This window comes from Planotetraspora mira, from assembly GCF_016863275.1.
Classification (GTDB): Bacteria; Actinomycetota; Actinomycetes; order Streptosporangiales; family Streptosporangiaceae; genus Planotetraspora; species Planotetraspora mira.
In genome coordinates this window covers 24,429-39,121 of record NZ_BOOO01000014.1, presented here as the reverse complement: position 1 = coordinate 39,121, position 14,693 = coordinate 24,429, and the positions used below count along the sequence as shown (strand labels likewise).

The window sequence follows — 14,693 nt, the reverse complement described above, 5'->3', positions numbered from 1 at the left end:
CATGGACGCAGCCCTGATAGCCGGACTCGTCATCGCCCTTGTCGCGGTGTTCACGGTTCTGCGGGCGGTCCGCATCGTGCCGCAGGCCAGAGCCGGGAACGTCGAGCGCCTCGGCCGCTACTACCGGACGCTCGCGCCCGGGCTGAACTTCGTCATCCCCTACGTCGACCGGGTCCGTCCCATGATCGATCTGCGTGAGCAGGTCGTGTCGTTCAAGCCGCAGCCCGTGATCACCGAGGACAACCTCGTCGTCGACATCGACACGGTCCTGTACTTCCAGGTCACCGATCCCCGGGCGGCCGAGTACGAGATCGCCAACTTCATCCAGGGCGTCGAGCAGCTCACCGTGACCACGCTGCGCAACGTCGTCGGCGGCATGGACCTGGAGAAGACGCTGACCTCGCGCGACACCATCAACAGCCAACTGCGCGGCGTTCTCGACGAGGCCACCGGCAAGTGGGGCATCCGGGTCAACCGAGTCGAGATCAAGGCGATCGACCCGCCGAAGTCCATCAAGGAGGCCATGGAGAAGCAGATGCGCGCCGAGCGGGACAAGCGCGCCGCGATCCTCACGGCCGAGGGCCAGCGCCAGTCGAACATCCTCACCGCCGAAGGCGAGAAGCAGAGCGCGATCCTGCGCGCCGAGGGTGAGCGGACCTCGCAGATCCTCAAGGCCGAGGGCCAGTCCCAGGCGATCGACGAGGTGTTCCAGGCCGTGCACCGCAACGACCCGGACCCCAAGCTGCTCGCCTACCAGTACCTCCAGGTGCTCCCCCAGCTCGCCCAGGGCCAGGGCAACACGTTCTGGGTGATCCCGAGTGAGGTCACGGGGGCGCTGCAGGGAATCTCCAAGGCGTTCACCGAGGCGCTTCCCGCGTCGCCCGCCACCCGCGAGCGCGAGCCGAGCCGGGTCGGCAGCGAGGCCGTCGCGGCGGCCGAGCAGGCCGCCGCCGAGGCCAGGGCCGCCGCTGAGGACAGCGAGACGATCGGTCACCGCCAGATCGGGCCCGGCTCCGCCGACATCGGCGCGCTTCCCGAGGCCGCGCTTCCCGATTCCGCGCTTCCCGAGGCTCAGCCGGCCGACGACACCCGGTCGACGAAGCGCACGTAACGGCCCTGTTCCGCACAGGCGGGGGTGATCACCAGCTCCTCGCCCACCCGGTCGATGGCGGCCCGCAAGGTCTTGGCGACCTTGCGGGCCCTTCGCCGTCCGCCGATCCAGGCGACGACCCGGGAGACGAAGGCGATGACCACCCCGGCCACGGCACCGCCGACCAGCAGCACGGTGGGCCAGGGCGCCTGCCCCACCGTCGGAGTGGGCGGCTTCGGGAGCAGCAGATAGCCGAGGGCGAACAGGGCGAGCAACCACAGGGCCCCGGCCGCCATCGTCCCGGTCACCATCCATTGCAGCGTTCCGATCACCCGCCACCAGCGCGGCTTCTTCGAGGCGCCGAGCGAGGCCGTGGCCACCGCCCGGTCGAGGGCGTCGCCCAACTCGTCCGACCGTGACCGCGCCGCGTGCCGCACGGCCGACGCCCACGGCTCGGGCAGACCTTCCGACACCGCGGCGCCCACGTCGCGCACGGCCGTGTCGACCATCGTGAGCTGCACGGCCGTCGGCGCGGGCAACGACGTGCGCCCCTTCCGCGACAGGTGCAGGCGGCGGAGCGGATCGGGGCGCAGTCCGCGCACCCACCGGGTCACCGGCCAGCCCGTGGCCGCGACCGCACGGTGCCGGTGCGCCTTGGCGACCGCCCGCACCACCAGCGGCACCGCCGCCGCCTCGGACAGGGCCCGCGACAGCGGGCAGACCAGCGCGGTCTGCGGAACGGGCGTGAAGGCCGTCGCGCCGCCCGCCGTCTCCGACAGGGCGTCGGCCGCCGTGCCGACGTCGGCGGTCAGCCTCGCCGCCCACGCGGTGCGGCGCGACACCTTGCGGTCGAGCGCGGTCCGCAGGTCGGGCAGGCCCTGACCGGTCCGTGCCGACACGCCGAGCACCGGGACGCCTTCGAGGCCGTCGACGGCCAGCAGCCCGCGCAGGTCGTCGAGACAGCGCCTGATCGCCCGCTCGGGCAGCCGGTCGATCTGGTTGAGCACCACGAGCATGTTGTCCCGATGCCGGCCGAGCGCCTTGAGATAACGCTCGTGCACGGCCGCGTCGGCGTACTTCTGCGGGTCGAGCACCCACACGAGCAGGTCGACCACGCCGACCAGCCGGTCGACCTCCAGCCGATGGGAGAGCACGATCGAGTCGTGGTCGGGCAGGTCGAGCAGGATCAGCCCGGAGCCCTCCCCCACCACGTGGCGCAGGGGCACGCCGAGCCAGTCGAGCAGCGGGCCCGAGCCGTCGGGGCCCCACAGGGCGGCCTGGGCCTTGGAGGTCGTGGGCCGCGTGGCGCCCACCTCGGCCAGCTCCCTGCCGGCCAGGGCGTTGAAGATCGACGACTTCCCGCTGCCCGTCGCCCCCGCCAGGGCGACCGCGGTGTGCTCCACCGAGAGGCTGCGCCGCATGCCCGCCCGGGCGACCACGTCGCGGGCCCGGCCGACCACCGCCTGGTCCAGCCGTCCATCAGCCAGGTCCGCCGCCTCGGCGAGCGCCACCAGCCGGTCGTCCAGCGACGCCTCCGCCTTGCCGCGCAGGAGCTTCACAGGGCGCCCCTCTCCTGTACGGCTTTCGCCGCCTCCCTGAGGTGGGCGGCCGTGTCGTCGGCGGGCCCGAGGCCGTCGATCAACGAGGAGAACCGGGCCTGTTCGAGATCGAAGACCTCACGCACCCGGTGCCGGAGGTCCTCACGGGCGTTCTGGGTCAGGGTCCGCACGGCCTGGTCGCCGAAGATGGCCTCGAGCAGCTTCTGGCTCAGGACGGTGGTGCCGCCCGCGATGCCGATCTCGACGCCGGTGATCCCGCCGGTGGACGTGAACACCGCCAGCATGAGCAGCAGTCCCAGGCTGTTGACGCCGAACGACGCGGCCCGCGCGGTCGTCCGCCGATCGGCGCCCTCCGACCTGACGAGGTCGAGGACGTAGCCCTGCCAGGCCCGCACGGCCGCGCCCGCCCGCGGTTGCAGGTCCGGGGAGGCGCGCCCGAGCCGGCCGCTGATCCGGACGCCCGAATGCTCCAGCAGGTCACGGCCCGCGGGCATGGCCAGCCACGACTCCACGGCCCGTTCGGCGGATCCGTCGGCGCTCGCGCGGATGAGCGACTCGATCCCGCTCTCCAGTGCGGATCTCAGCTCCCTCGCCGGCGCGGGCCGCCCGGTGAACACCGCGGTGATGCGGTCGCGCAGCCACCCGATGCGCGACTCCAGAGATCGCATGAGGTCTCCGGTCCCGACGAAGTCCTGCCAGCGGGCCAGCACCTCGCCGCGGAGCAGCATGCCGTCACGCATGCCCTCGTCGAAGGCGGACATGCCCGAGTCGTAGGCCTTCTCCGCCACCGCCCGCAGCTCGGCTATCCCCGTCCGCTGACAGTCGACCCTGTCCGCGAGAGCGGGCACCCGCGTGCCCAGGCTGTCGAGCGCGCCCGTCAGCGTCCGCCGCACCACGGCCGCCCGGGACCGCGCGTCGGCCGACAGTTGGGCGAGCCAGGTCGCGACCGGCTGCACGGCCTGTGCGGGCAGCCGTGCGCGCTCCGACGGCAGCTCCAGCTCCGGGACGACGAACAGCGGCGTGCCGCTCAGGCCGTTCTCCCGGAGGAGCCGGGTGAGGTCGGCGGTCACGGGTGCGCGCGCATCCGACGGCACCCGCTGGAGGATGACCGCGAGGGCCGTGCTGCGGTCCCTCGCCGTCCGCAGGAAGCTCCACGGGACCTCGTCGGCGTACCGGGCGGCCGTGGTGACGAACAACCACAGGTCGGCCGCGGCGAGCAATTGGGCGGCCAGCTCGCGGTTGGCGGTGACCACCGAGTCGATGTCGGGGGCGTCGAGCAACGCCAGCCCGGCGGGCAGCAGGTCGGCCGTCGCGATCCTGAGGGTGCCCGGCTCGCCGCGGCCGTCCCCGGTGACCCGGGGCAGGCCGGGGAGGATGCTCGTCGAGGTGAACCAGGCCGAGTCGGCCGGGTTGGCGACCAGGGTGGGCGCCAGTGTGGTCGGCCGCAGCACTCCCGGCTCCGTGACACTCTCGCCGACGAGCGAGTTGACCAGCGTGGACTTCCCCGCCCCGGTCGAGCCGCCGACCACGGCGAGCAGCGGCGCGTCGATGGCGGCGAGACGCGGCAGCAGGTAGTCGTCGAGTTGCCCGCGCAACTCCCTCAGAGCACGCCGGTCGGCCGCGACGTCCCCGATCGCCAGGGGGAACAGATCCGGGTCGAGGTGGTGGCGCAGGCTCTGGAGGGCCGCGAGTAGCCCTTCGTTTCCCTGCATACCCCCGGCTTTCCCGTGCCCGCGCCCCCCAAGCCGCGATCAGTGACAAATTTCGGCGAAGGGGACACGGGGAGAGGGCTCAGGCGCTCGGCGAAGGCGCGGCCGTCGGCAGCAGCGGCTGGCACGTCTTCAGCGCCTTGGCGATCTTCGGGTCGTTCCTGTCGATGTTGCGGAAGCCCGCACCCTGGGGAAGCTCGGCCCCATGGTCCTTCATGCACGTGCGGAAGGCCTGCAGCGCGCTCGCGTTGGCTCCGTTCCCACCGCCGGTTCTGTTCCCACCGCCGCGGCCGAACCCGCCGCCCTGGGGCATGAGGGACGCACAGGCCTGGAAGGCCTTCTGCATCTCCGGCGACATCGACCGGAATCCACCGAATCCGCCGCTCGGCCGTCCGCTCGGGCGCCCACTCGGCCTCGCCGTCGGCCGCCCGCTGGGCCGTCCGCTCGGCAGGGTGACGCCGTTCTTCTGGAGGCACGCGGTGAAGGCGGCTCTCTGGTCGCCGCTCGGAGCGGCTGCCGCCGTCGGGCCCGCCGACGTGCTTCCGCCTCCGCCGCAGCCGGCGACCGCGACGGCCAGCGCCGCGGCCATCGCGACATGTACGTAGCGCATGGGATCTACCTAGCCTTTCTTGACGGGCGAACAGGAGGGAAGGCGAACGCGGAAGGTCGTGCCGTGGCCCGGCTCGCTCTCCGCGGTGATGGTGCCGTCGTGGGCCTGGACGAGGGCCGCGGCGATGGACAGGCCCAGTCCGGTCCCGCCCGAGTCGGACCGGCTGCGCGCGGGGTCGGCCCGGTAGAACCGTTCGAAGACGCGTTCGGCGTCCTCGCGTGACAGGCCGGGCCCTTCGTCGGTCACCTCGAGCACCGCGGCCTGCTCGGTCTCGGGTGTCACTCCCACTCCGACCCGGAAGGCCGTACCGGGAGGAGTGTGCTTCAGGGCGTTGCGCATGAGGTTGCCGATGACCTGCCGCAGCCGCGTCTCGTCGCCGAGCACGTACACCGGCTGGTCGGACCCGTCCAGCCGGACCAGGTCGATCTCCCGGTCCGGGGCGAGGGTCTGGGCGTCGAGTACGGCGCCCGCCGCGAGGCTCAGCAGGTCGACGGGCCGCCGTTCCAGGGGTCTTTCCTGGTCGAGGCGGGCGAGCATGAGCAGGTCGTCCACCAGCAGGCCCATTCTGGCCGCCTCGTCCTCGATCCTGCGCACCAGGCGGAGGGGGTCCTGCGACCGCTGCTGCCGGGCGAGTTCGGCGAAGCCGCGGATCGAGGTCAGCGGGGTTCGCAGCTCGTGCGAGGCGTCCGCCATGAAGCGGCGCATGCGCTCCTGCGAGGCCTCCCGGTCGCGGAAGGCCGCCTCGATCTGGGACAACATGCCGTTGATCGATCGGCCGAGCCGGCCCATCTCGGTCCGCGGATGCCGGAGCGGCACTCGCCGTGACAGGTCGCCCGAGGCGATCGCCTCTGCGGTCCGCTCGATCTCACCCAGCGGGCGCAGGCTTCGCCGTACGAGCCAGTAGCAGGCGACTCCCAGGGCGACCAGCACGGCGAAGCCGACGCCCGACACGATGACCACCAGCCGGGAGACCGTGCCGTCGATCTCGTTCAGGCTCATGGCGACGGCGCGGAACCCGCCCTCGCCGTCGTCCGCCACGATCGCCCGCCATTTCGACCCCGACGGCGACTCGACCGTGAACAGGCCGCTCCCGCCGTCGGACGGCAGGGGCAACAGGGGCAGGTCGGCATTGGGCGGCTCCTGGATGGTCCGCATGACAGCGCCGGTCCCGTCGAGCTGGACGATGTAGAACGAGCCGAACAACCGGAGCGGGACTCCGGGGAGCCCCTGCCGCGGCACGGCGTCGATCTGGAGGTCCGGTGGGCGCCTGCCCATCGTCAGAAGCTGGGTGTCGACCCGTTGCACCAGGTAGCCGCGCAGCAACTGGACGGCGAAGCCGCCCGTCAGCGCGATCGCCAGCGTGACGAGCAGCAGCGTCCCCCCGACGAGGCGCAGCCAGAGTGGGGTGCGGGCTACCCGCCGTCTCAGCTCACTGGCGCGGGGCACGGAGAACATAGCCCACGCCGCGAAGCGTGTGGATGAGCTTGAGATCGGCCGTGTCGATCTTCCGCCGCAGATAGGACACGTACGACTCCACGACGTTGCGGTCGCCGCCGAAGTCGTAGTGCCACACATGGTCGAGGATCTGCGCCTTCGACAACACCCGGCCCTGGTTGATCATGAAGTAGTGCAGGAGTTTGAACTCGGTCGGCGAGAGCCGTACCGGCCTGCCTCCGCGCCACACCTGGTGACCGTCCTGGTCCAGCTCCAGGTCGGCGATCCGCAGGCGCGGCGGCGGAGCGGCGGCCTCGCCGCGGGTGCGGCGGAGCACCGCCCGGATCCTCGCCAGGACCTCGTCGAGGCTGAACGGCTTGGTGACGTAGTCGTCCCCGAGCGCCAGCCCGGCGAGCTTGTCGTCGGCCGCGTCCCTGGCCGTGAGGAACACCGCCGGGATGCGCCGCCCGGTGGCCCTGAGCCTGCCGGCGACGGCGAAGCCGTCCATGTCCGGAAGCATCACGTCGAGCACGATCAGATCGGGCCTCGTGCGCTCCGCGATCTGGACGGCCTCCTTGCCGTCCGAGGCCGTCACCACCTCGAACCCCGCGTAACGCAGGCTCACCGACAGCAGTTCCCGGATGTTCGGCTCGTCGTCGACGACGAGCAGCCGCGCCTCGGCGCTCATGAGCCCGCCCCTCTGCCGCCGAGAGCCGAGCTCTGGGTGACCGACGTGGCGTCGACGGTCCCCTGCGCGTCCTTGTCGCCCGCGACGATCACCACACTCCCCGTCTTGAGGTCCTTGGCCTTCCCCGCCTTGGATACCTGGATCTTGGTGGAGGTGCTGGTCTTCACCGTGACGACGTCCCCGCTCGCGGTCTGGACGTAGATCTTGTCGCCGTCGACGAGCTTGACCGTCCCGAAGGTCGCACCGGCGGCGGCGCCGCCGAAGCCGCCACCTCCGACCCCGGCACCACCGGCGCCGCCTCCGCCGCCTCCCCCGGCGGCCCGGCCGAAGCCGCCCTGCCCCCGCTGCCCGCCGGCATTGCCCTGGCCGGACAGGAGGGAGCCGAACGGGACGCCCCCGGAGGGGGCTCCGGCGTGCTTCTGCGCCTGGACCCCCCCGAGGAACCCGGCCACGAGCACCACGCCCGCGCCGAGCGCCATGGTCAACTTCGACGGCCCGCGCCGAGCGGGCTGGGCCGCCAGCTCGGCCTGGAGATCGTCGTCGAAGGGCGAGATCTCCAGCAGGTCCGCAGCCTTGTGCCTGCTCACATTCATCTCCTGGCTGTCACTCGAAGCGCAGGGCTTCGATAGGCCGCAGCTTGGCGGCGCGGTTGGCGGGATAGCTGCCGAAGAACAGGCCGATCACGACCGAGACCGCGAGAGCCAGCACGATCGAAAGCGGCACGAGGACGGGCTTGACCCCCGCGATCGTGAACTGGGCGCCGATCACCGCGATCAGCACGCCTAACAGGCCGCCGACGAGGCTGAGCACGGTCGCCTCGACGAGGAACTGGCCGAGAATGGCCCCCCGGGGCGCGCCGATCGCCTTGCGGATGCCGATCTCCCTGGTCCGCTCGGTGACGGTGACCAGCATGATGTTCGTGATGCCGATGCCGCCCACCAGCAGGCTGATCGCGGCCACGGCGCCGAGCAGCACCGTGAAGGTGCCGGTGGCGGCGCTGACCGTCTCCTGCAGCGTCGCCTGGTTGAGAATGCGGAAGTCGGCGGTCGCCGTCCCAGTGATGCCGTGGCGCTGGTTGAGGATGTCGGTCACCTCGGCCTGGGCCGAGTCCACCGCCTCGGCGCTCTTGGCCTGCACCAGGATCTGGCCGAGCGGCCCGAACCCGGTCAGGCTCTGCTGCACCGCGGGCAGTGGGGCGATCGCCACGTCGTCGGCGTCCTGGAACCCCGACGACCCGGCCTCCTTCAGCACGCCCACGACCGTGAACGGCACTCCGGACACCACGATCTGCTTGCCCACCGGGTCGACCGCGCCGAACAGATCCTCGGCGACGGTGTTCCCGATGACCACGACCTTCCTGGCGGCCATCACGTCGTCGTTGTAGAAGTACGTGCCCTTGACCACCGGCTTGTTCGACGTCTCGAAGTAACTCGGGTACGTGCCGACGAGTTGGGGGATCACGTGGCTGGCGCCCTCGTAGGTGGCCGTCTGCGACTGCGCCGTCACCACCGGGGACACACTCTTGACCGAGGGCGCGCCGGACGGGTCCGCCAGTGCGCGGGCGTCCTCCACCGTCAGGTTCTTGGCCTGGGTGCGCGGGCCCGAGCCCTGCTGCCGTCCGCCTCCCCCGCCGCCGAGCAGCCGGGCGAAACCGCCACCGCCGCCACCACCGCCGCCGCCGCCTCCCGATGTGGACGGGGAGATGGTCAGCGAGTTGGCGCCCAGGCGCTGGATGTTCTGCTGGATCTGCTGCGAGGAGCCCTCGCCGACGGCGACCAGAAGGATCACCGCCGCGACGCCGATCAGGATGCCGAGCGTGGTGAGTGTGCTGCGGAGCTTGTTGGCCGCCAGGCCGCGGAGCGCGAAACGCAGGACCTCGAACGGGTTCACGTGGTCACCTCTGCCAGCCGTGGGGGCAGGCCGCCGACCGGCGACCTGCGGGCGTCCTCGACCACCTCGCCGTCCATCAGCCGGATCACCCGCTTGGCATGCGCGGCGACGTCGTCCTCATGGGTGATCAGCACGATGGTCCGGCCGTCCGCGCTGAGCCCATCGAAGATCCGCATCACGTCGTCGCTGGACTTGCTGTCCAAGGCTCCGGTCGGCTCGTCGGCGAGCAGCAACGTCGGCGCCGTGACCAGCGCACGAGCCAGCGCCACCCGCTGCTGCTGACCGCCGGACAGTTCGTTGGGCTGGTGGCCGACCCGCTGTGCGAGACCCACCTGGTCCAGCGCCGCCAATGCCCTCCTGCGCCGCTCCGCCGCCTTCACCCCGCCGTACGCCAACGGCAACTCGACGTTGGCCAGCGCGCTCATCCGCGGGATGAGGTTGAACGACTGGAACACGAAGCCGATCTTGCGGTTGCGGACGATCGCCAGTCGCACCTCGTCGAGCACGCCCACGTTCGTGCCGTCGAGGAGATAGCTCCCCGACGACGGGACGTCCAGGCAGCCGATGATGTTCATCAGCGTCGACTTGCCCGACCCGGAGGCACCCATGATCGCCACGTAATCGCCCTGCTCGACCCTCAGGGACACGCCCCGAAGCGCGTGGACCGCGGTCTCGCCCTCGCCGTACACCTTGGCCACGGCCCGGATGTCCAGTACCGGCGCCTGCCCGGTCATCCTCTGCCTCCCCGGCCGCCGCCGAAGCCGCCACCGCCGCCACCGCCGAACGCTCCGCCGCCGCCACCGGGGAACTGGAAGCCCCCGCCGGTGCCGGTCGTCGTGGACAGGTTCCTGACGACCTGGTCGCCCTCATTGAGCCCTGACTTGATCTCGGTGAGGGTGTCGCCCTTGACGCCGATCTCGACCGGCTTGACGACCTGCTTGCCGTTCTCGAGGACCTTGACGGTGCTCCGGCCGCCGGCGGTGGTGACCGCGGCGTTGGCCACGGCCAGTGCGTCGTCGACCTTGGCGACGGTGACCTGGACGCTGGCCGTCTGGCCGAGCCGTACGGTCTTCGGGACGCCGCTCAGCGAGATCGTCACCGCGTACTGGACGACGTTGTTGCTGGTCTGAGGTTGCGGGTCGATGACGGTCACCTTGCCGTTCGCGGTCACTCCGGTCAGCGCGTCGAAGCTGACGGAGGCCGCCTGGCCCACCTTGAGCTTGGTCACGTCGGCCTCGGTGAACTGCCCGACGATCTGCAGTCGCGCCGGGTCGGCGATCTCGATGAACCCGGTGCCCGTGCTCGACGTGGCGGCGGCGCTCGACGACCCTCCGCCTGAGCCGCCACCCGAACCGGACCCGCCCGACGATCCGCTGGAGGAGGCGCTGCCCCCCGAGCCGCCCGACGACCCGCCCTCCGAGCCGTTGACCGCGACGATGGTCCCGGCGAACGGCGCCTTGATCTCCGTGCCCGCGACGGCGCGCTTGGCCGCCCGGTAGGAATTCCTCGCACTGATGTACTGCGAGTAGCCGGACGGGGTCGAGGTGTCGCCCGCGTCCGCGGCGTCCAGGGCGGCCTGTGCGGCGTCGAGACTCTCCTGCGCGGCGGTGTCGTCGAGGCGCGCGAGCACGCGGCCCTTCTTCACCTTGTCGCCTGACTCGACCGCGATCGACTCGACCGTGCCGCTCGTACCGAAATCGAGGGATCTCGTCCGGGAGCTTGCGACGGAGCCGGAGGCCGACACCGAGGACAACACCGTTGCGCGCGTCACCCGCGTGGTCAGCGGCGCCGCCTCGTTCGATGAGTCGCTCCCGAGGGAGCCGTAGGCCACGCCGACTCCACCGAGCAGCAACACTCCCAGGACGCCGTTGATGATCAGCGCTCTGCGCTTCGTCGACAGCTTCACGATGCTGAACCCTGGCGGATCCCGCTTCGGGCAACCTCGGCCGATGCTGACAGTTTCCTGGAAGCCGCATTTTTCCTGGAAGCCGTATTTTCAGACAACTCTCAGGTGGGGCCAAGCGGGCGATGACGTGGCGTCACAAGGATGGCCGCCATGACACCGAGCATTCCGATCCGCGTCGGGGGACTGGCCCTCGCCGGGGTCGCCATCGCGAGCTTCGCCGTGATCTATGTGAACAGCGGCGAATCCTCGGCGGCCGGGCAGATCTCGCTCGCCGCGGCCAAGCGCGGCAGCGTGTCGGCGTACGTCTCCGCCGCGGGCAACACCGTCAACGACGGCGTGAGCGACCTGGCGTTCGGGGCGGCGGGCACGGTGCAGAAGCTCAACGTCAAGGCCGGGGACAAGGTGAAGAAGGGCCGCGTGCTGGCCCGTATCGACGACACGATCGCCCGTGAGAACTACGACGCCGCCAAGGCGGCGCTGGCCGCCGCGCAGGACACCCTCGACAAGGTCGAGGCCGGCACCTCGGTGACCACGACGTCGGCGTCCGGGGGTGTCACGGTCATCCCGGCCATGGCCCGCACGTCCTCAGGCCAGGGCGCCTCATCGGGCTCGTCGGGGCGCGGCTCCTCAGGCTCACCCTCTGGCGGTTCCCAGGGCGCCGGGAGTTCCCAGGGTTCGGGAGGCTCCGGCGGGTCCGGGAGCTCAGGAGGCTCAGGGGGCTCAGGGGGCTCCTCGCCGTCCTGCATCACCGCCACTCCGGCCTCCGCCTCCGCTTCGACCCCCTCATCCGCATCCGCGGACGTGGCGTCCAGCCAGAGCTGGCTGGCCCTCAACGTGTCCCTGGTGTCGTTCGAGTCCGGCGGTCACGGCCGGAAGCATCCGCCACTCGTCTTGTCCGCCCCCACACCGACTCCGACGCCCACACCGACCCCCGCCGGCCGTACGAGCGGCGCCGGGACGGGACGCACGGCGACGAGCGGATCCGGCGGGAGCACGGCGAAGACCGGCGGCGCAGCGGGAAGCGCCACCGCCGACAGCGCTGCGAAGAACGCCGGCGCATCCGCGAGCGGCTTGAGCGCAACCACGGCCGACCAAGCCCGGCAGACCAGGGTCAAGCATCCCAGCCCTTCGCCGACGCCCACCGCGACCACCACCCCGACACCGACACCCACGCCCACACCCACGCCCAGCGCGTCTCCCACGCACGCGACGCCGTCACCCACTCCGACGCGACCCGCGCCACCGTCCGCCACGCCCTCGCCGAGTTGCTCTCCGGGAGGCGGAACGCCCGGACAGGGTGGAGGCGGTCAAGGCGGGGGACCCGGCGGCGGTCAGGGTGGAGGCTCCGGCCGGGGCGGCGGCCAGGGTGGAGGAGGTTTCGGCGGCTCGGGGGGTCGCGGCGGCGGCGGTACGCCGATGACCGAGGCGGAGGCGGAGGCCTCGGTCAGCAAGGCCACCTCCGACCTCGCCGACGCCAAGCAGGCGCTCGCGGGTGTGAAGATCACGGCTCCCGACGACGGGACGATCCTGTCGGTCGCGGGAACCGTGGGAACGCAGTACACGGCCGGCACCTTCATCACGCTCGGCGATCTCGGCGACCTCCAGTTGCAGGCGATGTTCACCCAGTCGGACATCCAGTCCCTGAAAGTGGGCCAGAAAGCCACGATCACGCTGGCCACCCATCCGGGTGAGGAGTACGACGGCACCGTCGCCCACATCGACCCCACGGCGACCACAAGCGGCCAGCTCGTCCGCTACGGCGTGACGATCTCCTTCAAGGACCAGCCGGCCAACCTGCTGCTCGGGCAGAGCGCGACGGCACAGGTGACCACCGGTACGGCCGACGACGCCCTGTACGTGCCGGCGCAGGCCGTACGGACGCTCCCCGACGGGACGGCGACGGTGACGGTCCAGCAGGGCGGCGGCCAGGTGCAGCGGACCGTGAAGACCGGCATCCGCGGTGACCAGTACGTGGAGATCGTCGACGGGCTCACCGACGGGGATCAGGTCGTCCTTCCGACCGGGTCCGCAGGTGGCGGCTTCCCCGACGAGGGCTTCCCCGGGGCGAGCTGAGGGCGGCAGGCTTGACCTCAGGGCTTCGGTCCGCCGAGCGGGCCCTCGAGGTCACCGGCCGTCCGAGGCCGGCGACCTAACAAGGCTGGCGATCTAACAAGGCCGACGGGCTAACGGGGCGCTTCGGGGACGGCGGGCACCGCTTCCGGTTCGAGCCGGAGCGCCTCCAACTCGCCGGAGACGGCGGGGGTGACGGCTTCCCCAGGGACCGCCGCCGCTGACAAGGCCTCAGCGAGGTCGGTGTCGCCGGAGCCGCCGTCGTCCAGGCCACCGTCGTCTAAGCCGTCATCGTCCAGACCGTCGTCGTCCAGGCCGTCGTCGTCCAGGCCGTCGTCGGCGGCCAGAGCCTCGGGCGCGAGCGGAACGACGATGCGGAAGGCCGCGCCCTCGCCCGGTGCCGTGCGGACGCTGACCGCTCCCCCGTGCGCCCGGATGAGCGAGTCGACGATGGCCAGCCCGAGCCCGCTGCCCCCGGACGGCCTGGTCCGCGACGGATCGGCGCGGTAGAAGCGCTCGAAGACCCGCTCGGCCTCCTCCTTCGTGAGCCCGGGCCCCTGGTCGGCGACCTCGACGAACGCCTGCACGCCCGTCGTCCCGAGCCGCATCGTGATGGGGGTCCCGCCGGGAGTGTGGATGGTCGCGTTGCTCATCAGGTTTCCGACGACCTGCCGCAGCCGCACCTCGTCCCCCATGACGATGAGCGCCACGTCGCCCTGGACGTCGAGGGACACGTCCCGGTCAGGGCACAGGATCCTGGTGTCGTGGACGGCGTCCGCGGCGACCGCGAGCAGGTCGACGGGCTCCGACTGAAGCGGACGCTGCTGGTCCAGGCGGGCGAGCAGCAGGAGGTCCTCGACGAGCAGGCCCATGCGGGCGGCCTCGCTCTCGATCCGCCCCATCAGCCGGGTCGTGTCGGCGTCCGGAACCTGGCGGTGGAACTCGGCGAACCCCCTGATGGACGTGAGAGGCGTCCGCAACTCGTGGGAGGCGTCCGCGACGAAGCGCCGCATCCTGGCCTCCGACTCGCGCGCGGACGCCTCCGACGCCGCGCGGGCCTCGAAGGCCGTCTCGATCTGCGCCAGCATGCCGTTCAGCGAGCGGGCCAGCCGGCCGACCTCGGTGCGGGGGTCGCGATCCGGGATCCGGCTGCTGAGGTCGCCTTGGGCGATGTCCTCCGCCGTCCGCTCGATCTCCGTCAGCGGGCGCAGGCTCCGCCGTACGATCAGGACGCCGACGACGGCGAGCACGACCATCACGACGCCGCCGACCAGCAGTTCGATGAGCGCGAGCCGGCCCGTGATCTGACGCACGGAGGCGAAGTCGACGGCGACGACCACGCTGCCGAGGCCGCTGACGGGAACCACCCGCGCGCGCCACAACCCGTCACCCGACACCGCCGGGACGGTCCGGGGGGTCTGCGAGCTGACGGCGGCCGGGCCGGGGAGGCTCTCGACGGCCATCCCCGCCTGCGCGGCGATCATCTTTCCCGTGGCGTCGCGGACCTCGACGCGGCCCTCCGGCGGGACCCTGAGCCTGGCCAGGAGTGCGGGCCCGCGTTCCAGCCGCACGGCCACGTCGGCGGTGACCATCTCGAGCTGCATGTCCACGCGGGACACGAGGTAGTGACGGAGGGCGGAGACGCTGCCCACGCCGATGACGGCCATGGCCACGGCGACCAGCGCCAGCATGGCCGCGCTCAGCCGGATCCGCAGCGGCGTGCGCCCCGACACGACG

12 protein-coding genes are annotated in these 14,693 nt (G+C 71.8%); 2 read left to right on the top strand and 10 right to left on the bottom strand.

Annotated elements, in window-relative coordinates; translation table 11 throughout:
* Position 1 precedes the first annotated feature (1 nt).
* Positions 2 to 1,111, top strand: coding sequence for an SPFH domain-containing protein (locus Pmi06nite_RS13335; protein WP_203953282.1), 1,110 nt, complete (start codon positions 2 to 4; stop codon positions 1,109 to 1,111).
* On the opposite strand, the gene Pmi06nite_RS13330 is transcribed toward Pmi06nite_RS13335, so the two are convergent.
* The 9 genes from Pmi06nite_RS13330 to Pmi06nite_RS13290 all read right to left on the bottom strand — a co-directional run bounded on the left by Pmi06nite_RS13330 (position 1,072) and on the right by Pmi06nite_RS13290 (position 10,886).
* A complete protein-coding gene (locus Pmi06nite_RS13330; protein WP_203953281.1) occupies positions 1,072 to 2,649 on the bottom strand; it encodes a GTPase family protein in 1,578 nt (525 codons plus the stop codon). The two genes, Pmi06nite_RS13335 and Pmi06nite_RS13330, sit on opposite strands and share 40 nt — an antisense overlap.
* Entirely contained in the window at positions 2,646 to 4,361 is a 1,716-nt protein-coding gene (locus tag Pmi06nite_RS13325) for a GTPase domain-containing protein (RefSeq protein WP_203953280.1), read from the bottom strand. The genes Pmi06nite_RS13330 and Pmi06nite_RS13325 overlap by 4 nt, the downstream gene beginning before the upstream one ends.
* Positions 4,362 to 4,440: 79 nt before the next feature.
* On the bottom strand, positions 4,441 to 4,968 hold the full coding sequence (locus tag Pmi06nite_RS13320; RefSeq protein WP_203953279.1) for a hypothetical protein: 528 nt from the start codon (positions 4,966 to 4,968) through the stop codon (positions 4,441 to 4,443).
* Positions 4,969 to 4,977: 9 nt separating this feature from the next.
* Positions 4,978 to 6,423 carry a sensor histidine kinase gene (locus tag Pmi06nite_RS13315; protein WP_203953278.1) on the bottom strand — a complete coding sequence of 482 codons (1,446 nt, stop codon included), beginning with the start codon at positions 6,421 to 6,423 and terminating at the stop codon, positions 4,978 to 4,980.
* Positions 6,398 to 7,090 carry a response regulator transcription factor gene (locus Pmi06nite_RS13310; protein ID WP_203953277.1) on the bottom strand — a complete coding sequence of 231 codons (693 nt, stop codon included), beginning with the start codon at positions 7,088 to 7,090 and terminating at the stop codon, positions 6,398 to 6,400. Before Pmi06nite_RS13310 ends, Pmi06nite_RS13315 begins: the two co-directional genes overlap by 26 nt.
* Positions 7,087 to 7,677, bottom strand: a complete 591-nt coding sequence (locus Pmi06nite_RS13305) for a hypothetical protein (RefSeq protein ID WP_203953276.1) — start codon at positions 7,675 to 7,677, stop codon at positions 7,087 to 7,089. The genes Pmi06nite_RS13310 and Pmi06nite_RS13305 overlap by 4 nt, the downstream gene beginning before the upstream one ends.
* 16 nt (positions 7,678 to 7,693) lie before the next feature.
* Entirely contained in the window at positions 7,694 to 8,980 is a 1,287-nt protein-coding gene (locus tag Pmi06nite_RS13300) for an ABC transporter permease (RefSeq protein ID WP_203953275.1), read from the bottom strand.
* Positions 8,977 to 9,714: an ABC transporter ATP-binding protein gene (locus Pmi06nite_RS13295; protein ID WP_203953274.1), complete on the bottom strand. Its 738-nt coding sequence runs from the start codon at positions 9,712 to 9,714 to the stop codon at positions 8,977 to 8,979. Before Pmi06nite_RS13295 ends, Pmi06nite_RS13300 begins: the two co-directional genes overlap by 4 nt.
* Positions 9,711 to 10,886: an efflux RND transporter periplasmic adaptor subunit gene (locus tag Pmi06nite_RS13290; protein ID WP_203953273.1), complete on the bottom strand. Its 1,176-nt coding sequence runs from the start codon at positions 10,884 to 10,886 to the stop codon at positions 9,711 to 9,713. The genes Pmi06nite_RS13295 and Pmi06nite_RS13290 overlap by 4 nt, the downstream gene beginning before the upstream one ends.
* A 150-nt stretch (positions 10,887 to 11,036) precedes the next feature.
* Between Pmi06nite_RS13290 and Pmi06nite_RS13285 the strand changes: the two genes are divergently transcribed.
* On the top strand, positions 11,037 to 12,959 hold the full coding sequence (locus tag Pmi06nite_RS13285) for an efflux RND transporter periplasmic adaptor subunit (protein ID WP_203953272.1): 1,923 nt from the start codon (positions 11,037 to 11,039) through the stop codon (positions 12,957 to 12,959).
* A 110-nt stretch (positions 12,960 to 13,069) separates the two neighbouring features.
* On the opposite strand, the gene Pmi06nite_RS13280 is transcribed toward Pmi06nite_RS13285, so the two are convergent.
* Complete coding sequence (locus tag Pmi06nite_RS13280; RefSeq protein ID WP_239113872.1) at positions 13,070 to 14,689, bottom strand: HAMP domain-containing sensor histidine kinase; 1,620 nt, start codon at positions 14,687 to 14,689, stop codon at positions 13,070 to 13,072.
* Between the last annotated feature and the right edge of the window lie 4 nt (positions 14,690 to 14,693).